Source organism: Leucobacter sp. wl10, from assembly GCF_003569785.1.
Lineage (GTDB): Bacteria > Actinomycetota > Actinomycetes > Actinomycetales > Microbacteriaceae > Leucobacter.
This window is the reverse complement of the sequence record NZ_KZ984005.1, coordinates 37404-59654: the sequence shown is the minus strand read 5'-3', so window position 1 is coordinate 59654 and position 22251 is coordinate 37404. Positions and strand designations below refer to the sequence as shown.

The 22251-nt window shown below is 68.7% G+C and carries 22 protein-coding genes, 2 tRNA genes and 1 pseudogene; 12 read left to right on the top strand and 13 right to left on the bottom strand.

Annotated features, from left to right (window positions below; translation table 11 throughout):
* Window position 1: 1 nt before the first annotated feature.
* Complete coding sequence (locus D1J51_RS14515) at window positions 2–1081, bottom strand: tyrosine-type recombinase/integrase (RefSeq protein WP_119076373.1); 1080 nt, start codon at window positions 1079–1081, stop codon at window positions 2–4.
* Between the two features lie 178 nt (window positions 1082–1259).
* On the opposite strand from D1J51_RS14515, the gene D1J51_RS14510 reads away from it, so the two are divergent.
* The 5 genes and pseudogenes from D1J51_RS14510 to D1J51_RS18675 all read left to right on the top strand — a co-directional run.
* On the top strand, window positions 1260–1829 hold the full coding sequence (locus tag D1J51_RS14510) for a hypothetical protein (RefSeq protein WP_162903864.1): 570 nt from the start codon (window positions 1260–1262) through the stop codon (window positions 1827–1829).
* Window positions 1826–3607: a type IV secretory system conjugative DNA transfer family protein gene (locus tag D1J51_RS14505; protein ID WP_119076369.1), complete on the top strand. Its 1782-nt coding sequence runs from the start codon at window positions 1826–1828 to the stop codon at window positions 3605–3607. The genes D1J51_RS14510 and D1J51_RS14505 overlap by 4 nt, the downstream gene beginning before the upstream one ends.
* A gap of 83 nt (window positions 3608–3690) precedes the next feature.
* On the top strand, window positions 3691–4158 hold the full coding sequence (locus tag D1J51_RS14500; RefSeq protein WP_119076367.1) for a single-stranded DNA-binding protein: 468 nt from the start codon (window positions 3691–3693) through the stop codon (window positions 4156–4158).
* Window positions 4159–4176: 18 nt separating this feature from the next.
* On the top strand, window positions 4177–4803 hold the full coding sequence (locus D1J51_RS14495) for a hypothetical protein (protein ID WP_119076365.1): 627 nt from the start codon (window positions 4177–4179) through the stop codon (window positions 4801–4803).
* 343 nt (window positions 4804–5146) lie between these two features.
* Window positions 5147–6235, top strand: a pseudogene (locus tag D1J51_RS18675) (recombinase family protein); the annotation flags it as partial.
* Here the strand turns inward: D1J51_RS18675 and D1J51_RS18475 are convergent.
* Both D1J51_RS18475 and D1J51_RS14475 read right to left on the bottom strand, forming a co-directional pair.
* A complete protein-coding gene (locus D1J51_RS18475; RefSeq protein ID WP_119076360.1) occupies window positions 6218–6802 on the bottom strand; it encodes a hypothetical protein in 585 nt (194 codons plus the stop codon). The pseudogene D1J51_RS18675 and the gene D1J51_RS18475 sit on opposite strands and share 18 nt — an antisense overlap.
* A gap of 34 nt (window positions 6803–6836) precedes the next feature.
* Window positions 6837–6909, bottom strand: a tRNA-Ala gene (locus D1J51_RS14475).
* Window positions 6910–7099: 190 nt separating this feature from the next.
* Here D1J51_RS14475 and D1J51_RS14470 point away from each other — a divergent pair.
* Complete coding sequence (locus D1J51_RS14470) at window positions 7100–7735, top strand: LysE family translocator (protein ID WP_119076385.1); 636 nt, start codon at window positions 7100–7102, stop codon at window positions 7733–7735.
* A gap of 134 nt (window positions 7736–7869) precedes the next feature.
* Window positions 7870–8304 carry an acyl-CoA thioesterase gene (locus tag D1J51_RS14465; RefSeq protein ID WP_119076358.1) on the top strand — a complete coding sequence of 145 codons (435 nt, stop codon included), beginning with the start codon at window positions 7870–7872 and terminating at the stop codon, window positions 8302–8304.
* On the opposite strand, the gene D1J51_RS14460 is transcribed toward D1J51_RS14465, so the two are convergent.
* Window positions 8302–8374 (bottom strand) — tRNA-Lys (locus D1J51_RS14460). The two genes, D1J51_RS14465 and D1J51_RS14460, sit on opposite strands and share 3 nt — an antisense overlap.
* Window positions 8375–8509: 135 nt before the next feature.
* On the opposite strand from D1J51_RS14460, the gene D1J51_RS14455 reads away from it, so the two are divergent.
* Window positions 8510–9139, top strand: a complete 630-nt coding sequence (locus D1J51_RS14455; RefSeq protein WP_119076356.1) for a hypothetical protein — start codon at window positions 8510–8512, stop codon at window positions 9137–9139.
* 381 nt (window positions 9140–9520) lie between these two features.
* Here the strand turns inward: D1J51_RS14455 and pstB are convergent, their stop codons facing one another.
* The 8 genes from pstB to D1J51_RS14415 form a co-directional block, all read right to left on the bottom strand.
* Entirely contained in the window at window positions 9521–10300 is a 780-nt protein-coding gene (gene pstB / locus D1J51_RS14450) for a phosphate ABC transporter ATP-binding protein PstB (protein ID WP_119076354.1), read from the bottom strand.
* A 56-nt stretch (window positions 10301–10356) separates the two neighbouring features.
* Window positions 10357–11478 carry a phosphate ABC transporter permease PstA gene (gene pstA, locus D1J51_RS14445; RefSeq protein WP_205547916.1) on the bottom strand — a complete coding sequence of 374 codons (1122 nt, stop codon included), beginning with the start codon at window positions 11476–11478 and terminating at the stop codon, window positions 10357–10359.
* Window positions 11478–12416, bottom strand: a complete 939-nt coding sequence (gene pstC, locus D1J51_RS14440; protein WP_119076349.1) for a phosphate ABC transporter permease subunit PstC — start codon at window positions 12414–12416, stop codon at window positions 11478–11480. Before pstC ends, pstA begins: the two co-directional genes overlap by 1 nt.
* A gap of 80 nt (window positions 12417–12496) precedes the next feature.
* Window positions 12497–13603 carry a phosphate ABC transporter substrate-binding protein PstS gene (gene pstS / locus D1J51_RS14435; RefSeq protein WP_119076347.1) on the bottom strand — a complete coding sequence of 369 codons (1107 nt, stop codon included), beginning with the start codon at window positions 13601–13603 and terminating at the stop codon, window positions 12497–12499.
* A gap of 239 nt (window positions 13604–13842) precedes the next feature.
* Window positions 13843–14820 carry an NUDIX hydrolase gene (locus D1J51_RS18595; protein ID WP_119076345.1) on the bottom strand — a complete coding sequence of 326 codons (978 nt, stop codon included), beginning with the start codon at window positions 14818–14820 and terminating at the stop codon, window positions 13843–13845.
* A complete protein-coding gene (locus tag D1J51_RS14425; protein WP_240423313.1) occupies window positions 14817–16970 on the bottom strand; it encodes an RNA degradosome polyphosphate kinase in 2154 nt (717 codons plus the stop codon). Before D1J51_RS14425 ends, D1J51_RS18595 begins: the two co-directional genes overlap by 4 nt.
* Window positions 16967–17896: a mycothiol synthase gene (mshD, locus tag D1J51_RS14420; protein WP_119076341.1), complete on the bottom strand. Its 930-nt coding sequence runs from the start codon at window positions 17894–17896 to the stop codon at window positions 16967–16969. Before mshD ends, D1J51_RS14425 begins: the two co-directional genes overlap by 4 nt.
* A gap of 41 nt (window positions 17897–17937) precedes the next feature.
* Window positions 17938–18603: a winged helix-turn-helix domain-containing protein gene (locus D1J51_RS14415; protein WP_119076339.1), complete on the bottom strand. Its 666-nt coding sequence runs from the start codon at window positions 18601–18603 to the stop codon at window positions 17938–17940.
* 131 nt (window positions 18604–18734) lie between these two features.
* On the opposite strand from D1J51_RS14415, the gene D1J51_RS14410 reads away from it, so the two are divergent.
* From D1J51_RS14410 to D1J51_RS14400, 3 genes are all read left to right on the top strand, one after another.
* The gene (locus tag D1J51_RS14410; RefSeq protein ID WP_119076337.1) at window positions 18735–19031 is read left to right on the top strand and encodes a hypothetical protein; all 297 of its coding nucleotides are present in this window, start codon (window positions 18735–18737) and stop codon (window positions 19029–19031) included.
* Between the two features lie 211 nt (window positions 19032–19242).
* On the top strand, window positions 19243–20373 hold the full coding sequence (locus D1J51_RS14405; protein WP_119076335.1) for a CAF17-like 4Fe-4S cluster assembly/insertion protein YgfZ: 1131 nt from the start codon (window positions 19243–19245) through the stop codon (window positions 20371–20373).
* 110 nt (window positions 20374–20483) lie between these two features.
* Window positions 20484–21230, top strand: a complete 747-nt coding sequence (locus D1J51_RS14400; protein ID WP_119076333.1) for a phosphoglyceromutase — start codon at window positions 20484–20486, stop codon at window positions 21228–21230.
* Window positions 21231–21293: 63 nt separating this feature from the next.
* On the opposite strand, the gene D1J51_RS14395 is transcribed toward D1J51_RS14400, so the two are convergent.
* Complete coding sequence (locus D1J51_RS14395; RefSeq protein ID WP_119076331.1) at window positions 21294–21479, bottom strand: DUF3073 domain-containing protein; 186 nt, start codon at window positions 21477–21479, stop codon at window positions 21294–21296.
* Window positions 21480–21607: 128 nt separating this feature from the next.
* Between D1J51_RS14395 and D1J51_RS14390 the strand changes: the two genes are divergently transcribed.
* The gene (locus D1J51_RS14390) at window positions 21608–22231 is read left to right on the top strand and encodes a hypothetical protein (protein ID WP_119076329.1); all 624 of its coding nucleotides are present in this window, start codon (window positions 21608–21610) and stop codon (window positions 22229–22231) included.
* Window positions 22232–22251: the final 20 nt, after the last annotated feature.

Here is a 22251-nt window from a genome sequence, read left to right as displayed (position 1 = left end):
TTCACACTCTCCCTCCGAATCGGGTCTCCAGCCGCCGGTTCGCGGTCAGCCACGCCTGCTCGACGTGGTCGCTGGAGACGTGGATGTAGCGGGTCGTGGTGGATAGCCACTCATGCCCGAGGATCTCCTGGATCGCTTTCAGATCCATACCCGCGCCGTACAGCGACGAGGCGCAGTAGTGCCGCAGGACGTGCGGGGTCATCCGGCCGACCCAGGCCGGCAGGAACACGACGGTCTGCGCTTTGAGTCCTTGGCGCAGCACGTCGTCGCTCGCCCGTGAGCAGCGTCCAAGGTCCTGGTCGAACCGCTCCGAGGGAATCATCGGCGCGTCGGGGTTGTCCCAGTCCGGGCCGAACAGGTGCCGCACCTCCGCGAGCCACCAGTCGATCAGCCGATCGGCGCCGTTGATCGCCGGCACCAGCCGCGGCTTCACGCCGCGGCCGCGCGAGCCCTTCCCGAAGCGGACGTGGAGCTTGCCGAACTCGCCCAGATCAGGCCGCCAGTCGCGGATGTCGAGTTTGGCACTCTCGTTGATCCGCAGCCCCAAGCGCCGCCAGAGCGATGCGGCGAAGTAGTCCCGCGCCGCCGGAAGGAACTTCCGCGCGCTCGACAGCGAGCTGCGCCATCCCGCGAACAGATGGTCGACCTCGGCGTCCGACGGCGGCACGCGGATCTTGCCGAGCGAGTTGTTCGACTGCCGGTTGTACTCGTCGATGGGCTGCTCGAGGACGAACCCGGTCAGCGCATGCACGTCGGCCCGGTAACGGGCGATCGCGAAGTCGTAGAACTGAGCGAGCGTCTTCGCCTTGCCAGCCCGCGTGCTCACAGCCAGACCCGCCCGACGCAGACCCGCGAGGAAGCGATCGGCGTCGTCCGGCGCCGCGGCCCAGAGCGGGGCGGCGAGGCTCTGCCGGAACTCGAACACCGCGGCCCGCGAGGACTGGATGTGCCCGTCGGTCAGGCCGGCCGCTGCCATCGCCAGAGCGAACTGGTCGACGAGCTCCTGCTCGAAGTCGGCCACATCCTGCTCGTCGCGGAAGCCACGGGCGCTGCCGATGCTTCGCACCACAGCGAGCTTCATGAGCCCGTCAGTTCATCAGCACCGCACATACGTCAACAATACACAGATTCTTTCAGAAATCATGAAATCTCTACAAGAATCGGGTATCGGTGGCGATCCCTGCGTACCTCGCTCCTATGAGAGATCGAGGGAGCAGATGGCCGAACGAACTCACGGCAGTTGGGACAGGGGTGAAGTGATGACCCGCAAAGCCCCACGCCGCACGCCTCGGCCGGAACCAGAGGAGACGCCGGTTGTGCTGCCGCACGCGGTCATCACCGTCACCGAGACCGGCGCCCTGGGCGTCACCCTCGACGGCACCGACGTCCCACCACCTGAAGGCGAAGCATGGACGCGCAGCACCTTCGGGTCCCTGCTGGACGCCCTCACCCGGGACCGGACCATCACGGTGCGCATCGAGGTGCACGAAAGCGACGGGAGCGTGTTCACCGACGTCATCCGCGCCCGTCGCCGCGACAGGTCCGAACCGCCCGACACCGAAGCGAAGACCGAGGACGAACGGGAAACACGGGTCACGAGCAGGAGCAAGCGGGGGCCGGACCTGGTCGAAATGATCGGGGAGGGGTTCGTGCCCGGCGAGGACGTCGCGGCCGCGGTCATCGTCTCCCACACCGATGCTATCAGCACCGGTCATGCCCGCACGCTCCTGGACCGAGGTCGTCTCCGGTTGCTGCTGCCCGATGGCGGCGGCGAGGTGATTCTGTTCGGCCGCATTTCCGGCACGATCCACGTGCGGCGGCTGTCATGAGCACCCCATCCGGGCGGCAGGCCGGGGCGTTCGGTGACGAGCTGACCAACGCCGCTCTCATGGCCCTGGTGGGGATGTTCGGGATCGCGCTCATCCTGCGCGCTTCCGGGTCCGTTGCCGCGTTCCTCACCGGTACACCCCAACCCACTGCTGGACCGGCGTCGGGGCTCGGAGTGCTGTTCAACCCCGGCGACCCCGCGGGCGCGCTCGACGCCACCGGGCTCAACTCGTCCGTGTACTGGATCATCACCGCGGCGATGCTCGCTGGCCTGGTCACGGCCGGGGCATGGGTGTGGATGCGGCTGCGCCGCCACTCCCGCCGGGTTGAGACCGATCCGCGCCGCCTCGCCGGCACCGCCACTGCCCATGAAGTCACCCAAACCGCCTCAGCGAAGGCGCTGCTACGCCGGGCCGGGACACTGCGCCCATCCCTCGATAAACCCGCACCCGGTGATGTCGGGTATCGGATCGGCGCGTCCAAGGGGCGCGATGTGTGGGCGAGCGTGGAGGACTCGATCCTGCTCATCGGCCCCCCGCGCTCCGGCAAGGGCCTGCACATCGTCATCCCGACGATCCTTGACGCCCCCGGCGCCGTGGTCACCACCAGCACGCGGCCGGACAACCTCACCGCCACCCTCCGCGCCCGGCAGCGTGGCGGTCGGCCGGTAGCGGTGTTCGACCCCCAACACCTCGCCGAAGGCATCCCCGCCGGAATGCGCTGGTCACCCATCCGCGGATGCGAGGACCCGCTCACGGCGATGATCCGAGCCACCGGCCTGTCCGCAGCAACCGGCCTGTCCGCCGGCGGGGTCGAATCCGGCGGCTTCTGGGAAGGCAAGACCCGCACCGCCCTCCAAGCCCTCCTACACGCCGCGGCGCTCGACCACCGGCCCCCAGCCGAGCTGTTTCGCTGGACCCTCGACCCCACCGCCGCCGCCGAAGCCGTCGCGATCCTCACCAACAACACCCAGGCAGCCACCGGGTGGGCGGACTCCCTCGGAGCGATGATCGACGCCGACCCCAAAACCAGGGATTCGATCTGGCAGGGCGTCGCCCTGGCCCTCGGCGCGCTGGCCGACCCGCGCGTCCTGGACGCTGTCTCGCCTGGACCTGGTGAGAGCTTCGACCCCGAGACCTTCATCCGCGACCGCGGCACCCTCTACCTGCTGGCCACCGGCGCCGGCACCGGCGCATCCGCCGCCCTGGTGGCCGCGTTCATCGAAGACCTCATCGAAACCGCCCGCCGGATCGCCGCCCGCTCACCCGGCGCACGCCTCGACCCGCCCCTGCTGCTTGCCCTGGATGAGATCGGCAACCTCGCCCCCCTGCCCAGCCTCCCGACGCTGATGGCTGAGGGCGGCGGCACCGGCATCACCACCCTGCCTGTGTTGCAGTCATTGGCGCAGGCGCGCGACAAATGGAACGACAACGCCGCCGGCGCGATCTGGGACGCCTCCATCGTCAAGATCATCCTCGGCGGTGCCTCCAACAGCCGCGACCTCCAAGACCTCTCCACACTCATCGGGGAGCGCGACGAGTACACCGACTCCGTCACCCTCGGTGACCACGGCACCCGCTCCAACCAACGCTCCATTCGCCGCGTCGCGATCCTGCCGCCTGACCGGATCAGAACGCTCCCGTTTGGCACTGGCGTCACCCTCCTCCGGGCCGCCCCACCCATCGTCACCGATCTACGGGCTTGGCCGTCCCGCTCCGACGCTTCCACGTTGAAGGCCGACCGAGCAGAAATCGAAGCGCTGCTGCACCGAAAGCCCTGATCCGAGCATGGGTCGCGGTGTGCACCTGCCTGACACAGCGACCACGCCCTGGTGGTCGCGACTGATCGTCAGGAGAAGGTTCAATGGCTATCCGCACGCAGCAGTCCATCTCTGGATTCATCGCCACCGATCCGCAACTCACCACCACGGAGAACGGTGACGCTCGGTTCTATGCCCGGTTCGGGCAGGAGAACTACCACCGCGAAGAGGACGGGGCGTTCACGAAGCTGGAGCCGAGCTTCAGCAATCTCGTGCTGTACCGCGCAACGGCCGAACGCGCGTATGAGCGGTTCACCAAAGGCGACAACTTCGTCGCCGAAGGCTACGCGCACGAGTACTCCTACACCCGTGACGGGCAACAGATCGAGGGCGAGGAGTTCGTGGCCAAGAAGATCGGCCACGACACCGCGCGGACCCGCTACGACGTGGACCGAACACCTCGCCGTGCAGGTGTCACCGCAGAGCGCGAGAACGTATCCCGGCAGCAGAACCGAGCGTTCGACCCGCCACAAGCCTCACCGGCTGCCGATACGCCGGTGCTGGGTCGCTGAACCGGGAGAAGCAGGATCATGAACGCCCGCACTCCACCCCCCGAGCCCGATGAGAACGACCTCGAAGACGACCTGGACGACGACTTTGGCGATGAGATGACCACCGAGTCGTTGGGCGGACCGCCGCACCCGGTGAACTGGAACCTGCTCTCCGCCCACGATCTGGAGCAAGAGTGGCTGGAGCTGAACCGGTGGGTCGACTGGCTCCGCCACACCTACGGGCTCCCCGCCGCCGTGATCCCCCCGTTCTGGCACCACCACCCCGAATTGGTCTGGGAACTATCAGCCCTGCACCTGCACTGGCTGTGCGCCTACGACCCTGAGCAGAACGGCTCCGCACCTGTCGGCTGGCACCGCGACTTCGCCGACACCAGGGCGCGGCTGCGTGACTGGGTGGCGGCATCCGGCACCCGCCTCGACCGGGACCGTGCGACCCGGCAGACCGCCTGGCCCGGCGAAACGCCCCCACCACCGGTGGAGGATGTTGTGATCACTGACCGTGACGATGAGTTCATCGACTTCGTCCGAGAGCAGGTCAGGCAGCGGCAAACCGCCGAGGACGCGTTCTTCACCACCATCGACGACGCCACCGGTGAACTCCTCGACCATCGCCCCGGTGCGCAACGTGAGCAAGGTGAGCGCTGATGGTTCGCTCCTATGCGCGCAGGACCGATCGAGTCGGCGCCGACCGGCCAGTCCGGGTCCGGTTCGACAGGCGCGAGGACATCGACACCGAGAAGGTCGCCGAAGTCCTCATCCGCCTCGCCCTGCGAGCATCCGATGACGACGCCACCGCCCAAGCAGGCAAACACCTCCGACAACTACTCACGCCCAGACGGTAGAATCAGAAGCCAACACGACGATCACGGCGTCGCTGGCACAGACCCTAAACCCCTATCGGGGGTGTTCTTTTCGAATCCTGACGTGACCGCCATCCGGCGCCCCAGACGCCCAACCCACAGTTGGGCACCTGAAAGGCGGTCACTCCATGTCTCCCATCAGTCTCCCCTCCGGCATCGACGTCGCGACACTCCGCGCACTGGCAACTGACCAGCGGCACCAGATAGCCGGGACCGGTGAGGAAGGAGCTGACGGGCTGATACCAGCGGTCACCTACCTGCGGGTCTCCACCAAGGACCAGGCCACCCGCAACGGCCTCGAAGAAGGTCTGTCCATCCCCGCCCAGCGAGAAGCCGCCCAGCGCAAGGCCGAACAGCTCGGCGCAGTCATCGTCAAGGAGTTCATCGAGCCCGGCGAGTCCGCGAAGACCGCCCGTCGCCGCGCGTTGCAGGAAATGCTCGACTACATCGCAGCTAACCCGGTCCGGTACTGCATCATCAACAAGGTCGACCGACTCGCTCGCAACCGGCTCGATGACGCGATCATCCACTCCACCCTGCGCGGGGCGAACATCACCCTGGTCTCTGTCACGGAGAACATCGACGAAACCCCCTCCGGCATGCTCATGCACGGCATCCTCGCGTCGATGGCCGAGTTCTACTCCCTCAACCTGGCCCAGGAAGTCCTCAAAGGGATGACGCAGAAAGCGTCGATCGGTGGCACGCCGACCAAAGCACCGTTGGGCTACCTGAACGTGCGCACCACAGACGCCAAAGGCCGAGAAGCCCGAGATATCGAACTGGACCCCGATCGCGCGGACTTGATCCGGTTCGCGTTCGCCGCCTACGCCACCGGCGACTGGTCTCTCTCCTCCCTCGCCCGCGAGTTGAAGACCCGCGGCCTGACGACCCGCTCCACACCCTCACAGCCGGCAAAGCCGGTCTCCACCACCGGGCTGCACAAAATCCTGACCAACCCCTACTACCAGGGCACCGTGACCTTCCGCGGCGTCACCTACGACGGCGCCCACATCCCGCTGGCCGACCCGGACAACTGGCTGCGGGTCCAGACGCAGCTCGATGCGAAGAACGCTGTCGGTGAGCGGCCTCAGAAGTACGACCACTACCTCAAGGGGAGCTTGTGCTGCTCGTGTGGCGCCAAGCTCATGATCGAACGGCCCCGGGACAAGCAAGGAGATCGCTACGAGTACTTCACCTGTTCAGGGCGGCGCAAGAAGAACGGCTGCACCCGCTCGGCGATCCTCGCCGAACGGATCGAGGACCGCGTCGAACGCGACTACGGCACCAACGGGCTCACCGACGAGGAAGCCGAGCACGTCAGCCAGGTACTGCACCAAGTGTTCGACCAGCTCGAAGCCTCCAGCGACAACGAACGCACCGTATTGACCACCCAGCGCGAGAAGCTCGATGCCGAACGCCTCAAGCTCGTCCAAGCCCACTACGCCGACGCCATCCCGCTCGACCTGCTCAAGAGCGAACAGGACCGCATCCGCACAAGCCTCGACGCCATCAACAGCCGGCTCGACAACCTCGCGAACACCTACCACAGCGCTCACGAGGGGCTCGATCAGATCGTCGATGTCCTCACCGACCTCGGTGACCTCTACAGCAAGTGCGAACCTGCTGAACGCCGCATGCTCAACCGCGCGCTGTTCAAGCGAATAGTCATCGACGAGGACGAACACGTCACGTTCGTGCCAGCAGAACCGGCGGCCGCTGTCCTCGCCCAGGAGCACGGGGGCGAGATGCCCCAACCGTCCCCGGACGCGAAACTGCCCCGCCATCAGACGGGGCAGATTTCGAATTTCTCAACTTACGTGGATCTGAGGGGAATCGAACCCCTGACCTTCTCATTGCGAACGAGACGCGCTACCAACTGCGCCACAGACCCTGACAGCGATCAACTGTAGCAGGACCGGGGCGGCGACGCGAAATCCGCTCAGGGGCGCTCGGAGCGCCACCGGTTTCGGCCGCCGAGCGGATCCGGGATATCCGGAGGGCGGCGGCGAATACGGCCGTACGAGACGCCGACAGGCTCGGCTCGGACGATGAGCGGCCCGGGCGCTGACTACACTGTGCTGGTGACCCCCGCGATCTGGCTCTCCCTGTTCACCGCCTCCGTCGTGATCAGTCTGACTCCGGGGGCGGGGGCCATCAATACGATGTCGAACGCGCTCACCGTGGGGTGGCGCCGCTCGTTCTGGGGCGTGCTGGGCCAGCAGCTGGCACTGATCCTGCACATCCTCATCGTCGCCGCCGGGGTCGGCGTGCTCGTCTCGAATACACCGGTGCTCTTCAACGCGATCCGGTACCTGGGCGCCGCCTACCTCGTGTACCTCGGCGTGCGGCTGCTCCTCGCGAGGCCCCGGCAGGAGGCTTCCGCGTCGGGGGAGGCTGCGACCGGCGGGCGGGGCGAGAGCGACTGGTCGCTTCTGCGCCGCGGGTTCTGGGTCAACCTGCTCAACCCGAAGGCGATCGTGTTCTTCCTCGCGTTCATCCCCCAGTTCATCCGCGCCGACGCGCCGCTGTGGCCGCAGTACGCGGTGCTCATGTGCACGGTGGTGGGCGTCGACGTGCTGGTGATGTGGCTCTTCTTCGCGGCGGCCGCGAAGCCGTTCAGGCGCTACGCGGCGAGCGCGCGAGGGCAGCGGATCCTCAACACGGTGTTCGGGATCCTGTTCGTCGCGGTGGCGGCTCTGCTGCTCTTCGTGCGCTGACGGGGCGGCGGGCGCGGCCGGACCCGGGCCGCCGCCCTCGACTCCGCCCAGATCGCGCGGTTGGACGGATGGCAGCGCGATCCCGAAACACGCCCGTGCCCCGCTCGTAACGTCGCGGTCCTAGGCTCGCAATCATGACGGTCAGCCGGACGGAGCAGGGCGAGGGCATCAACTTCTACACGCGGAAGTGGGTGAAGCCCGAGGATCTCAACGCGCACGGCACCCTCTTCGGGGGGAGCCTGCTGCGGTGGATCGACGAGGAGGCGGCGATCTACGCCATCATCCAGCTCGGCAATCCGCGGGTGGTCACGAAGTTCGTCTCCGAGATCGACTTCGAGGCGTCGGCCCGGCAGGGCGACCTCATCGAGATGGGGCTCGTCGCCGTCGACTTCGGGCGTTCCTCGCTGACCATGCGGGCCGCGGTGCGCAACATGATCACCCGCAAGACGATCCTCACGATCGAGCGCATCGTCTTCGTGAACCTCGGCCCTGACGGGCGGGCCGCCCCGCACGGGTATACGTCGATCACCTACGATCGCGACCGCGCGCCGATGCCCGCCGAGGAGTAGGCCCCGTGGGACTCGAACCCACGACCCGCGGATTAAAAGTCCGATGCTCTACCAACTGAGCTAGAGGCCCGTGGTCATCGATTCTATCGGGTCCCGCCGAGGCTCCGGTGCATGCGACGGCCGCTCCGGCGGCGTAGACTCGCGGGGTCCAGCTGAACGGGCGGTGCAGGATCCCGATCGCCCCTCCGACCCTCGAAGGAGCCGCGTGACCCGAGATCACCAGCGCCCCCTGCTGCAGCCGACCTCCAGCTTCGACTGGATCATCGGCTCGGACGAACCCGGCGCTGCGCACCGCATCGCGCAGGAGACCTCCTGGGCGCTGCTCGACCGCGTACGGGCCGTCGCCGACCCCGAAGTGGTCGAACGGGTGGTGGGGCTCGCCTCGGGAACCGGCATCGACGACATCGCCGAGCTGTGGGCGGGGGAGGGCGCGCACTCGCTCGCGGGAGCGTTGTGGCGGTTGTACCTGCTGCGGCGGGTGGTTTCGGCCGACCCGGAGGGATCCGCGGAGCTCTTCCGGCGCGGCGCCGCGGCCGCGGCGACGATCGACCCCGTCGTGGCGGGAGCGGCCGAACCGGTGACGCCGGTGTCGATCGCCGAGCTCTGCGACACGATCCTGCGCGGCGCCTTCGCCGGCGATCTGGGCGGGGCGCTCGACCGGGCGGCGAGCTACTGCCGGGTGATGGCGCTGGGCGCGGCCGATCTCGCCGACGCGCGCGACGCCCACGACGACGACCACGCCGCGCAGCTCACCACGCGCGCGCTGCGCTATTCCACGATGGCCCACGAACTGCACGCCGGAGCGCGTCGCTGGCGCGACGGCACGCTCGACTGATGCGGCCGAGGCGGCTCACCGGGCTCGAAGCACGCGAACCCCTGAGGTAGACTGTTGCGTGCCGGGCCGCAGTAACCCCGGGCTCCAATTTCCGCCGCCTCGAGCGGCCTCTCGCCGAGAGGCGTTCTGCGGTCCGGCCTTTTTCATGCCCGTGGTCCAGCGCCCGGGGCCTGGTCGGGCCTCAGCGGCTCCGCGCCGGCGCGGGGGAGGCCCGCTCTACCGCGCTCGGCCCGGCGCGGGGGAACGCGCCTCACCCGGCCTGCGGAAGATACGGGATCTGCAGAAGACACGGCCGATCCTGCGCAGAATCGCATATGTTCCGCAGATCCCAGTTCTACCGCAGCGCCCGGACCCGGGGGCGGACGCGACGGGCCTTCCGACCTAGCCGAACCGGCCGCTGACGTAGTCCTCCGTCGCCTGCACCGACGGCGTGGAGAAGATCTTCGAGGTGTCGTCGTACTCGATGAGCTTGCCCGGCTTGCCGGTGCCCGCGATGTTGAAGAACGCGGTTCGATCGGAGACGCGTGACGCCTGCTGCATGTTGTGGGTCACGATCACGATCGTGTACGCCTTCTTCAGCTCGTCGATGAGGTCCTCGATCGCGAGGGTGGAGATGGGGTCGAGCGCCGAGCAGGGCTCGTCCATGAGCAGCACCTCGGGTGAGACCGCGATGGCGCGCGCGATGCAGAGGCGCTGCTGCTGGCCCCCCGAGAGGCCCGAGCCCGGCTTGTCGAGGCGATCCTTCACCTCGTTCCACAGGTTGGCCCCCAGCAGCGAGCGCTCCACCAGCGCGTCGGCGTCGCCCTTCGAGATCTTACGATTGTTGAGGCGCACCCCGGCGAGCACGTTCTCGCGGATCGACATCGTGGGGAACGGGTTGGGCCGCTGGAACACCATGCCGACCTGGCGGCGCACGAGCACGGGATCGACGCCCGGCCCGTAGAGGTCCTCGCCGTCGAGCAGCACCTCTCCCTCGACGCGCGCGCCGGGGATGGCCTCGTGCATGCGGTTGAGCGTGCGCAGGAAGGTCGACTTGCCGCAGCCGGAGGGGCCGATGAACGCGGTCACGCTGCGGGGCTCGATGTTGATCGACACCCCCTCGACAGCCAGGAACTTCGAGTAGTAGACGTTGAGGTCGGAGACCTCGATGCGCTTCGACATGCGGTGATTCTTTCGTTCGGGAGGCTGGAAGCCGGTGAGGGCGGAGGCGGTCGCGACTAGCGCCCGTTCTTCGGCGCGAACCACCTCGCGATGAGACGGGCGACGAGGTTGAGAGCCATGACGATGAGGATGAGCACGAGAGCCGCGGCCCAGGCGCGGTCGACGAAGGCGAAGGCGGGATTGCCCTTGTTCATGAACTGCGTGTACACGTAGACCGGGAGCGACTGCATGCGATCGGAGAACAGGCCGTAGTTCATCGATGCGGTGAAGCCCGCGGTGATGAGCAGCGGGGCCGTCTCGCCGATGACGCGCGCGATGGCGAGCATGATGCCGGTGGTGATTCCCGCGATCGAGGTCGGCAGCACCACCTTCAGAATCGTGCGCCACTTCGGCACGCCCAGGGCGTAGGAGGCCTCGCGCAGCTCGTTCGGGACGAGGCGCAGCATCTCCTCGCTCGAGCGCACGACGACCGGGATCATGAGGACCGACAGGGCGACCGAGCCGACGATGCCCATGCGCACGCCCGGGCCGAGGAACAGGGCGAACAGTGCGAAGGCGAAGAGACCGGCGACGATCGACGGGATGCCGGTCATCACGTCGACGAGGAAGGTGATGATCTTGGCGAGTCTTCCGCGCCCGTACTCGACGAGGTAGATCGAGGTCATGAGCCCGAGCGGAACCGAGATGACCGTCGCCGCGAGCGTGATCAGCAGGGTGCCGATCATGGCGTGCAGCGCCCCGCCGCCCTCTCCCGTGACGTTGCGCATCGACGAGTTGAAGAACTCGGCGTCGAACCTCGCGAGTCCGTTGCTGACCACGGTGATGGCGACCGAGACGAGCGGTACCATCGCCAGCAGGAACGCCCCGGTCACGAGGCCGGTCACGAAGCGGTCCGCCGCCTGCCGGGTGCCCTCGACCGAGGCGGACATGATCGTGATGACCGCGAGGTAGGCGAGGGCGCCGATGAGCACGGCTCCGACCACGGAGAACTGACCGCCCGACGCCGCGGCGAGCAGGGCGAAGAGGGCGAACGACGCGGCGACCGAGGCGCCGAGCACGATCCAGGGAATGGCCGGCGACAGGCGGTTGCCGGCGAGTGCGGAGCCCGCGCGGACAGGGCGAACGGTGAGAGCCACGGGTTCGGTCCTCTTTTCTGTGCTTGTCGAGGGCTGCAGCATCAGTTCGCGCCCGAGAACTCGGCACGGCGGCTGACGATCCAGCGCGCAACGGCGTTGACGAGGAAGGTGACGATGAACAGGATGAGACCGGTGGCGATGAGCACGTTGATGTTCTCGCCGTAGGCCTCGGGGAAGGAGAGCGCGATGTTCGCCGCGATCGTGGAGGGGTTCTCGGAGGTGAGCAGCTGGAATGACACGACACCGGTGGCCGAGAGCACCATGGCCACCGCCATCGTCTCGCCGAGGGCGCGGCCGAGTCCGAGCATGGCGGCCGAGACGATGCCCGGGCGGCCGAAGGGGAGCACGGCCAGGCGGATCATCTCCCACCGGGTCGCGCCGAGCGCGAGCGCCGCCTCCTCGTGCAGCGCGGGGGCCTGGAGGAAGACCTCGCGGCAGATGGCGGTCATGATGGGCAGGATCATGACCGCGAGCACGAGGGCGGCGGTGAGGACCGTTCGGCCCGTGCCGGTGACGACGCCGCCGAAGAGCGGAATCCATCCGAGGTACTCGTTGAGCCAGACGTAGACCGGCTGAGCCGCCGGGGCGAGCACGCCGATGCCCCACAGGCCGAAGACGACACTGGGGACGGCGGCGAGCAGGTCGACGACGTAGCCGAGCACCTGGGCCAGCTGGCGCGGCGCGTAGTGGGAGATGAAGAGTGCGATGCCGATGGCGAGCGGGAGAGCGACGATGAGGGCCAGCGTCGCCGCCCAGACCGTGCCGAAGACGAGGGGGCCGACGTAGGCCCAGAAGTTGGAGGTGAGCAGCGATGCGCTCTCGTTGGTCGCGACGAATGCCGGGAGGCTCCGAGCGATGAGGAAGATCGCGACGGCGGCGAGCGTGACGAGGATCATGCTGCCGGCGAAGACGGCAGAGCGCGAGAAGACGCGGTCGCCGAGACTCAGGACCGGCTTGCGCGCAGCGGTGGTGGCGGACACTCGAGCTCCTGGTTCGTGTGAGGAGGGGGACGCAGGATTGCGGGGGGCGAGGCCGACGGCCTCGCCCCCCGCACCGGGGATTACTTGATCGCGTCGATCGCTGTCTGGATCTTACCGCGCAGGTCGGCGGAGATCGGCGCGCTGCCCGCGGCGTCCGCCGCTGCCTTCTGGCCGTCCTCGCTCACGACGTAGCTGAAATAGGCCTTGACGAGCTCGGCGTTGGCCGCGTCACTGTACTGCTGGCAGCCGACGAGGTAGCTCACGAGCACGATCGGGTAGACGCCGGCCTCGGTCGAGGTGCGGTCGAGCGAGATGGCGAGGTCGTTGGCGGAGCGACCCTCCTCGAGCGGCGAGGCGTCGACGATCGCCGCGGCGGCCTCGGGGGAGTACGCCACGTACTCGTTGCCCACCTTGATGTCGACGGTGCCGAGGCCGCCGGCCTGCGACGCATCCGCGTAGCCGATGGTGCCGGTGCCGTTCTTCACCGCGCTGACGACGCCCGAGGTGCCCTGAGCGCCTTCGCCGCCGAACTCGGTCGGCCAGGACTCGATGGAGCCGACCGTCCAGTCCGAGGGAGCCGCGGCAGCGAGGTAGTCGGTGAAGTTGCCGGTGGTGCCCGACTCGTCGGAGCGGTGAACGGCGCTGATGTTGAGGTCGGGAAGATTGACGCCATCGTTCTGCGAGGCGATCGCGGGATCGTTCCACTTGGTGATCTTCCCGGTGAAGATCTGCGCCAGTGTGGGCGCGTCGAGCTTGAGCGAGTCGACGCCCTCGACGTTGAAGATCACGGCGATGGGCGAGATGTACGCCGGGAACTCGACGATCTCGCCGGTGGAGCAGCTCTGGAAGGGGCCGGCCTTGATCTCCTCGGCCTTGAACGCGCGGTCCGTGCCCGCGAAGGCGCTCGCGCCCTGCTGGAACGTCTCGCGGCCCGCACCCGAGCCGGTCGGGTCGTAGTTCACGGTGACGTCGCCGTTGGCGGTCTGGAATCCGGCGACCCAGGCGCCCTGTGCCGAGTCCTGCGAAGAAGCGCCGGCCCCGACGAGCTCGCCCGAGAGCGAGGAACCGGAAGACGCGCTGCCGTCGGCCGGAGCGTTCGAGGCCGACTCGTTGGCGGCGCAGGAGCTGAGCGTGAGGGCGGCGATGCCGCCGACGGCCGCGACCTTGGCGAATGCTGAAAGCTTCACTTTGGAGTGATCCAATCTGAGAGCGGATGTTGGGGTGATGACCATGGCTGGCCACACGTCCACGCTAGGGACGCTGAGTGACGCGTGGTCTGCCGGTAGGTGAACAGCAGGTGAACTCGCGGAGCCGGAAAGTGGCGGAAAGGACACCCCGCAGCACGTATTCGCGTGGCTCGAGTGAACAGGATCGCCGGCGGCGCAGCCGCGAGGGAAGCGGCCGATCACGCGGGAGCGGGTGGGCCTCAGTGCCTGAGCGGGTACGTCTCGACCCCGAGGATCCCGGCCTCCGGATGGTGGCGCGAGAAATGGAACACCGAGAACCCGGCGGGAGGCAGAGCCGCTGAGGCGTTGAGGTACGAGCCGGGCGCGCTGCCCGTCGCCAGCATCAGCTGGCGGGCGAGGTCGGGGAGCACCGGGCGGTGGCTGCACACCACCGCGTTCTTGCCGCGCATGACGATCTTGCCCATGCGGCGGCGCAGCGACGCGAGATCGCCCGTATCCCAGTTGTCCTGGCTCAGAGAGGGCTTCGCCCGGACTCGTTTTCGCAGGTGCTCCGCGAGCGGCGCGACCGTCGACAGGCATCGGTCGGCTGTGGACGAGTAGATGCGACGCGGCCCGAAGGCGGCGAGCATCGGGACGAGCACCTCGGCCTGTTCCTCCCCGGCGGGGGCGAGCGGACGGAGGTGATCCGCCCGCAACTCCGTGCTGCGCGGCTGGGCCTTCGCGTGCCGCAGCAGCGTGACCGAGAACGAGTCGATGAGGTCGCGCGACGCGAGGCGCAGGAACACATCGAACAGTTCCCTGTCGGCCTTGTAGCTCAGCCGCGCGCGCGCCTCTGCGAGCGGCGCCCACTCGAGGTCCGCGATCTCCCGGTTGGGGGTGAAGGTCGAGGCCTGCACGGCCTTCTCGCGCACCCTCGCCGACCAGTACTGCACCGTCTTGGTGCGGTTGCCGCTCAGCTCGTAATGGATCGTGCCGAGGTTGACGTCGAGCGACACGGCGAGCCCGGTCTCCTCGAAGGTCTCGCGCACCGCCGCCTGCGGCATGCTCTCGCCGGGGTCGAGCTTGCCCTTGGGGAACGAGACGTCGCGCTGCTTGGCGCGGTGGACGAGCAGCACCAGGATCCGCGGATCGCCGTGCTCGTCGTAGACCCGTCGCCAGCAGACGGTGCCCGCCGCGAGCACCTCCTCCTGGGAGACCTTTCTGCTCCCTCCGCTCACCGAGCTCTCCGGAACCGGGCCTCCGTGCGATCGGCCATCACCAGATCCTGCAGATCGGGCAGCGGCTCCCCGTCCTCGCCGGCCACGCGGCGCTGCCAGCTGCCGTCTCGCAGCATGTGCCACGACGACACGTCGTCGCTGAAGGCGAAGCCGAAGAAGCGATCGATGCGATCCAGGTGCTCGCGGACGGTGAGCTGAACCAGCACCTCGATGCGACGGTCGAGATTGCGGTGCATGAGATCCGCGCTGCCGATGAACACTTCGGGGTTCCCGGAGTTCTCGAAGGCGTAGATGCGGGAGTGCTCGAGATAGCGTCCGAGGATCGACCGCACGCGGATGTTCTCGGAGAGCCCCGGTACTCCGGCGCGGATCGAGCAGATGCCGCGCACCCAGACGTCGATGGGCACCCCCGCCTGGCTCGCGAGGTAGAGCGCGTCGATGATCACCTCGTCCACCATCGAGTTCGCCTTGAGCCTGATGCCGCTCGGCCGCCCGGCGAGGGCGTGCTCGGCCTCGCGCTCGATGCGCTCGAGCAGCCCGGCGCGCAACTGCAGGGGAGCGACGAGCAGGCGGTCGTAGTCGGTCTCGATGGCGTAGCCCGAGAGCACGTTGAACAGCTTCGTGACGTCGCGGCCCACCTCGGGGGAGGCGGTGAAGAGGCCGAAGTCCTCGTAGATGCGGCTGGTCTTGGGGTTGTAGTTGCCCGTTCCGATGTGACAGTAGTGGGCCAGACGCCCGCCCTCGTCGCGGATCACCTGCACGAGCTTGCAGTGCGTCTTGAGGCCGACGAGGCCGTAGACCACGTGCACGCCCACCTGCTCGAGCTTGCGGGCCCAGGCGATGTTGGCCTCCTCGTCGAAGCGCGCCTTCACCTCGACCAGCGCGAGCACCTGCTTGCCCGCCTCGGCCGCCTTGATGAGCGACGCCACGATGGGGCTGTCGCCGGAGGTGCGGTAGAGCGTCTGCTTGATGGCGAGTACGTTCGGATCGGTGGCGGCTTGCTCGACGAACGCCTGCACGCTCGTGGAGAAGGACTCGTAGGGGTGGTGCACGAGCACTTCGCGACGGGCGATGGCGGCGAACGTGTCGGGCTTCTCGCTCGGCGAGCCCGATCGGAACTGCGGGTGCGTCACCGGGATGTGCGGCTTGAACTTGAGGTCGGGGCGGGCGATGCGGGTGAGCGCGAAGAGGCCGCTGAGGTCGAGCGGGGCGGGCAGCGTGTAGACCTGCTGCTCGTCGATGTCGAACTCGCGCACCAGCAGCTCGAGCGTCGCCTCGTCCATGTCGTCCGAGATCTCGAGGCGGATCGGGGGGCCGAAGCGACGGCGCAGCAGCTCCTTCTCGAGGGCCTGGATGAGGTTCTCGGTATCGTCCTCCTCGATCTCCACATCCTCGTTGCGGGTCACGCGGAACACGTGATGGTCGATGACCTCCATGCCGGGGAAGAGGCCGTCGAGCTGGTTGGCGATGAGCTCCTCGAGCGGGATGAAGCGCACATCGTCGACGCTCTCGCGGCGGTCCACGCGCACGTAGCGCGGGATCATCTGCGGCACCTTGAGGCGCGCGAACTCGACCTTGTCGGTGCGCGGGTTGCACACGCGGATGGAGAGGTTGAGCGCCCGACCCGAGATGTAGGGGAACGGGTGAGCGGGATCGACCGCGAGCGGCATGAGCACCGGATAGATGTGCTGCTCGTAGTAGGCGGTGAGGTGCGCCCGATCGGCGTCGTCGAGCTGCTCCCAGTCGACCACGCGCACACCGGCCTCGGCGAGCGCCGGCTGTACCTGCTCGCCGAAGCAGCGCGCGTGCCGGAGCTGCAGCTGGTAGGCGGTGCGGTTGATGTCGGCGAGCACCTCGGTGGGAGCACGGCCCACGTTGGTGGGCACGGCCAGCCCGGTCACGATGCGGCGCCTGAGGCCCGCGACCCGCACCATGAAGAACTCGTCGAGGTTCGACGCGAAGATGGCCAGGAAGTTGGCGCGCTCGAGCAGCGGCACCGTCGGATCCTCTGCCAGCTCGAGCACCCGCTGATTGAACGCCAGCCAGCTCAGCTCGCGGTCGATGTAGCGATCGGCGGGCAGCTCGGCCGGGAGCGCGATCGCCCGCGCATCCTCGCGGTTCGGTGCGGCTTCCGTGGTCTCTTCGCTCATGCGTCCATTCTGGCATCGACCTCTGACAATGCTCGTCTCCGCCACTGACGGCTGCGTGAATCGAGGGTGAACGAGGCGTGCTCGTACATGCGCACCGCGCGCTCGTTCTCGCCGTCGACGTAGAGCGTCACGCGCTCGGGGCTGTGCTGAGCCATCCGCGCCAGGGTGACGTCGAGCAGCAGCCTGCCGAGCCCTCGCCCGGCGTACTCGGGGCGCACGCCGACGGCGTAGAGCTCGGCCTCGGCGCCGACGGCCTTGATCCAGGTCGAACCGGCGAGCTCTCCGGAATCATCGTCCGCGAGCAGGATCAGGTCGGCCGGATCGAACCACTCCTCCTGCCGCATCAGCGCGAAATCGGCCTCGGTGATGCGCCCCTGCTCGGGGTGGTCTGCGAAGGCGGCGGCATTGGCGCGAACCCAGGCCGCGGCGTCGGCCGGGCGATCGGGCTCGAAGGCTCGCAGGCGCAGACCGGGCGGGGCGGGCAGGGCGAGCGGATCCCGTCCGTCGCCCGGCAGCAAGGCGGGATCGAGCGCCATCCGGTACAGCGATCGCACGGGATCGAAGCCGGCTCCCCGCAGCAGGGTCTCGGCGGCCGGGTTCTCGCCGTGCGCCCAGGCGAGCAGCTCTCCCGTCTCGTGCTCGAGCAGCAATCGAAGCGCGGTCGAGCCGATGCCGCGCCCTCGATCCTCCGGGCGCACGACGAGGTCCAGTTCTCCCTGCCCGATCACCCCGACCGCGGCCGGTCGGACCGATCGACCCGGTTCGGAGAAGAGCAGCAGCGCTCGGCGCCCTCGCGCGGCGGCGAGCATGGCCTGATCCGAGAGGGGCGAGGCGCCGTCGAACGACTCGGCGGCGGCGACCACCTCGCGGGCGGCGTCGAACGCCCGTTCATCGGCCGCGCCGACGACCTCCAGATGCTCCGTCATGCTCGCACGCCCCTCCGAGATCGATGCTCCGAGCTTCCAGGCTACTCGTCCTCTTCCGCCCGGGCCCTGGCGAAACCGTAGCCCACGCCGCGCACCGTGCTGATGAGGCCCTCGTGCTCGCCCAGTTTGGCGCGCAACCGCCGCACGTGCACATCGACCGTGCGCGTTCCGCCGAAGTAGTCGGTGCCCCAGACTTCGCCGAGCAGCTGCTCTCGGGTGAAGACGCGCCCCGGATGTCCCGCGAGGAAGTGCAGCAGCTCGAACTCCTTGTAGGTCAGGTCGAGCGGCCGGCCGAAGAGCCGAGCGGTGAAGTTCGACTCGTCGATGACGACGCCCGCGGCCTGGACCGCGGGCGGAGGCGCGGCTGTGGCGGGCCGCTCGAGCAGGCGCAGGCGCAGCTCGATCTCGGCGGGGCTCGCGTTCGGCAGCAGCAGCTCGCTCACGCCCCAGTCGGGGGTCAGCGCGGTGAGGGCCAGCTCGGGCAGGATGACGACGCGCGGCGTGGCGGCGCCATTGGAGAGGCTGAGGCACGCGGAGCGCGCGCGACGGGCGTCGAGGGTGCCGTCGATGAGGATCGCGTCGAACCGTTCGGCCATGGTCTCGGGCACGCGCAGCGAGAGCGGTGAGGTGCGCAGCTCGTGCGGAAGCAGATCGAGACCCGGGAGGGAATCCGCGGGATCACGGTCCGTGAGGCACAGCAGCTGCATCGATCCGCCTCCCTTGACCGCTTGCTCGTTCCGAGGCAATAGTACTGCGAGCTCTGTTTCACCTCCGTTTCGCCCGTGTTAACCGGCATACTTCGTCGGTGCAGGCGCGGCCTCTGTGGGAGGATTGGGCTGTGAGCACCACCGATGACGCACCCGAGAGGCCGATCGCGCACTCGTGGCACATCCCGCGGCTCATCACGGCGTGGGCCGTCGCCGCCGCGATCGGCGTGGTGGTGACGCTGCTCGTCCCGGGCGACCGACGGTTCTCCTGGCTGGTCTTCGCCATCGGAGCGAGCACGCTCGTCACGTTCGCGCTGCAGATCGGCACGGCGCAGCGCGAGGGCTTCATCACGCGCGTCTCGTTCAGCGTGGCCGGATCCGTGCTGGTCATCGCGCTGGTCGATGTGGTCGGGGTCCTCTTCGGGTAGCCGGTCGAGCGGTCGCGCAGAGGGGCGTAGGCTCGCGGCGGCGCGCCCCGCGCGGTGTAGACTGGCGTCATGCTTCTCGCCCTCGAACTCTTCTTCCTCGGACTCCTCGGCCTGGCGGGGCTGGCGATCGCGTGGGTCTCCGGCACCGTCATCTACAAGCTCTTCAAGGGCCAGCGCTGATCCTTCGCGGGAGCCTCGCGCGCGGTGAACGATGAATCCGTTCCTTGATCTGCCCGGCGCCGTCGCAGACCCCGGGGCGGGGGTCGCCGCGCACTACGGCGAGCCGCTGCCGGAGCAGCGCGCGCTCGAGGCCGGCCGCGCCGTCGTCGATCTCTCGCACCGCGGCGTGGTCGCGGTCTCGGGGCCCGATCGCCTGAGCTGGCTGCACTCGATGACGAGTCAGCAGCTCATCGGGCTGCGTCCGGGGGAGAGCGCGGAGACGCTGCTGCTCGACGCGAACGGGCGCATCGAGCGCGCCATCCGCGTGGTCGACGACGGTGAGCGCAGCTGGCTGCTGGTCGACAACGGGTCTGCGGCGCCGCTCGCGGACTTCCTGCTGCGCATGCGCTTCGCGCTGCGCGTCGAGGTGCGGGATGTCTCGATGGAGTACGCGACCGTGCTCGCGTTCGAGGGCGCCGCTTCCGAGGCATTGCGCGCCTCCTCGCCGGTGTCTGAGTGGCGCGACCCCTGGGGCGAGGTGGCACCGGGCGGCGTGGAGTACGCGAGAGCGGGGGATCGCGTGCCGTGGACCGCCTCCCAGTTCGTGTTCGCCCGTTCCGAGCTGTCGGCGGTCGCGGCGCTCATGCGGTCGGGCGAACTGCGAGCGGCCGGGCTGCTCGCGCTCGATGCGCTCGAGGTGCGCGCGTGGCGCCCCTCTCAGCACGGCGAGGTCGACGAGCGGGCGATCCCGCACGAGTTCGACTGGCTGCGCACGGCGGTGCACCTGAACAAGGGCTGCTACCGGGGGCAGGAGACCGTCGCCAAGGTGCACAATCTCGGCCATCCGCCCCGCAGACTCGTGATGCTGCACCTCGACGGCTCAGGGGGCGAACTGCCGGTCGCGGGAGCGCTCGTGTACTCCGAGGGGTCGGCGACCGACGCCGCGGCGCGCCCCGTGGGGCGCGTGACGCGCGCGGCCATGCACCACGAGTGGGGCGGCATCGCACTGGCGCTGCTGAAGCGCTCGGTGCCGGAGGACGCGGCGCTCGAGGTGCGCGCCGGCGCGGAGGGCGCGGATCCGGCGGCGGAGCCGGCCGCCGAGCCGATCGCCGCGACCCAGGAGACCATCGTGCCGCCGGATGCGGGAAGAACTCGCACGATCCCGAGACTCGGACGCCTCTGAGCCTCCTCCGGTGACTCGTCGTGCGCCGAACCGCGTGGCGCAAGCGGGGCGGCGTCGGCGGAGCGAGCGGCCGATGCCGCCCCGCCCGCGGCTCTCGGTAGACTGACCGCATGACGAATACGCTGATCCTGCTCCGCCACGGCCAGAGCGAGTGGAACCGGAAGAACCTGTTCACCGGGTGGGTCGATGTGCGGCTCAGCGAGCAGGGCCGCGGCGAGGCGGCTCGCGCGGGCGAGCTGCTCGCCGAGTCGGGCATGCTCCCCGATGTGCTCCACACCTCGCTGCTGAGTCGCGCCATCCAGACCGCCGACCTCGCTCTGGACCGCGCCGATCGGCTGTGGATCCCGGTGAAGCGATCGTGGCGGCTCAACGAGCGCCACTACGGCGCGCTGCAGGGACTCGACAAGGCCGAGACGCTGCAGCAGTACGGCGAAGAGCAGTTCATGGAGTGGCGCCGTTCATTCGACACCCCGCCCCCCGCGCTCGACGACGCGAGCGAGTGGTCGCAGGCCGACGACCCGCGCTACGCGGGGATCGACGGCGAGCTGCCCCGCACCGAGTGCCTGAAGGACGTCATCGAGCGGTTCGTACCGTACTGGGAGAGCGAGATCCTCGCCGATCTCAACGCGGGCAGGACCGTGCTCGTCGCCGCCCACGGCAACTCCCTCCGCGCGCTCGTGAAGCACCTCGACGGCATCTCCGACGCCGATATCGCGGGCCTCAACATCCCGACGGGCATGCCGCTCGTCTACGAGATCGAGGAGGACGGCGCTCCCGCCGGTCCCGGCCGCTATCTCGATCCCGAGGCGGCCGAAGCGGGCGCGGCGGCGGTCGCCGCTCAGGGCAAGCAGGGCTGACCCGCACAGCGAAAGGGCCGCCTCAGAGGAGGCGGCCCTTTCGCATGGTCGACGAGGCGAGGGTCAGTCCTCGTCCTCTTCGTCGCCGTTGTACTTGCTCGCGTACTCCGCCCAGGGATCCTCATCCGAGCGCCGACTCGCCTGCGCGGCGAGTTCTCGTTCGAGCTGAGAGAGATCGGTGCTCGGGGTGTTGTACTTCAGCTCCCTGGCTACCTTGGTGTGCTTCGCCTTCTGACGGCCGCGCCCCATGCGTGACCCCCTTACACATTCAGGCCTCGCGGTTGAACACCGCGAGGCAGGACCGATTCAAACTAGACGTATGGAGCAGATTCTAGCATGCGCTGCTCTCGCACAGAGCCGACCATTACGATGAGGGCATGACTTCGCGGCGCCCATTCAGGATCGTGCTCGTCGTGATCCTCGTCATCGCGGCGCTCGTGCTCGTGGGCGCGCTCGCCGTGCTGATCCCGATCCTCACCCATCGCAGCGCGGGGGGATCCGGCCAGGAGCTGCCCGGAGCGTACGTTGCGGAGACGACCGCCACGGGCGCCGACGGACGCACCCGGAACCTGAGCGTCGAGACGGGCGATGGCGCGACGCCATCGCTCGACGCGCTCCGCCCCGGGGATCGCGTGGTCGTGCGGGGGAGCGGCTTTGATGCCGGTATCGGCATATACGTGGCGTTCTGCGCGATCCCCTCGTCTCCCGAGGAGAAGCCCGGGCCCTGCCTCGGCGGCATCCCCAAGGGCGCAGCGACGGGAGAGGCCGACAAGGCGTCCCTCGCGAGTGCGTGGGTGACCAATGACTGGGCGTGGCGCGCCTTCGCCACGAACGAGTTCGGCGATGGCGGTTCCTTCAAGGCCGAACTCACCGTCCCCGAACCGACGAGCGACGGACTCGACTGCCGCGTCGAGCGCTGCGCCCTCGCGACCCGTGCCGACCACACGGCGTCGGGTGATCGCGTGCAGGACATGCTGCTGCCGATCGCCTTCAAGGACTGATCGCCCCGCCTCCGCCCAGC

Bases quoted from the DNA above. Each gene is read 5' to 3' on its own strand.
- pstB (WP_119076354.1), bottom strand. From the start codon at position 10,300: ATGTCGAAGCGCATCGAGGTCTCCGACCTCAACGTCTACTACTCGAAG.
- D1J51_RS14390 (WP_119076329.1), top strand. From the start codon at position 21,608: ATGACTTCGCGGCGCCCATTCAGGATCGTGCTCGTCGTGATCCTCGTC.
- D1J51_RS14395 (WP_119076331.1), bottom strand. From the start codon at position 21,479: ATGGGGCGCGGCCGTCAGAAGGCGAAGCACACCAAGGTAGCCAGGGAG.
- D1J51_RS14400 (WP_119076333.1), top strand. From the start codon at position 20,484: ATGACGAATACGCTGATCCTGCTCCGCCACGGCCAGAGCGAGTGGAAC.
- D1J51_RS14500 (WP_119076367.1), top strand. From the start codon at position 3,691: ATGGCTATCCGCACGCAGCAGTCCATCTCTGGATTCATCGCCACCGAT.
- D1J51_RS14405 (WP_119076335.1), top strand. From the start codon at position 19,243: ATGAATCCGTTCCTTGATCTGCCCGGCGCCGTCGCAGACCCCGGGGCG.
- D1J51_RS14505 (WP_119076369.1), top strand. From the start codon at position 1,826: ATGAGCACCCCATCCGGGCGGCAGGCCGGGGCGTTCGGTGACGAGCTG.
- pstA (WP_205547916.1), bottom strand. From the start codon at position 11,478: ATGCTGCAGCCCTCGACAAGCACAGAAAAGAGGACCGAACCCGTGGCT.
- D1J51_RS14495 (WP_119076365.1), top strand. From the start codon at position 4,177: ATGAACGCCCGCACTCCACCCCCCGAGCCCGATGAGAACGACCTCGAA.
- D1J51_RS14415 (WP_119076339.1), bottom strand. From the start codon at position 18,603: ATGCAGCTGCTGTGCCTCACGGACCGTGATCCCGCGGATTCCCTCCCG.
- D1J51_RS14425 (WP_240423313.1), bottom strand. From the start codon at position 16,970: ATGAGCGAAGAGACCACGGAAGCCGCACCGAACCGCGAGGATGCGCGG.
- D1J51_RS14510 (WP_162903864.1), top strand. From the start codon at position 1,260: ATGACCCGCAAAGCCCCACGCCGCACGCCTCGGCCGGAACCAGAGGAG.
- D1J51_RS14465 (WP_119076358.1), top strand. From the start codon at position 7,870: ATGACGGTCAGCCGGACGGAGCAGGGCGAGGGCATCAACTTCTACACG.
- mshD (WP_119076341.1), bottom strand. From the start codon at position 17,896: ATGACGGAGCATCTGGAGGTCGTCGGCGCGGCCGATGAACGGGCGTTC.
- D1J51_RS14515 (WP_119076373.1), bottom strand. From the start codon at position 1,081: ATGAAGCTCGCTGTGGTGCGAAGCATCGGCAGCGCCCGTGGCTTCCGC.
- D1J51_RS18475 (WP_119076360.1), bottom strand. From the start codon at position 6,802: ATGGCGGGGCAGTTTCGCGTCCGGGGACGGTTGGGGCATCTCGCCCCC.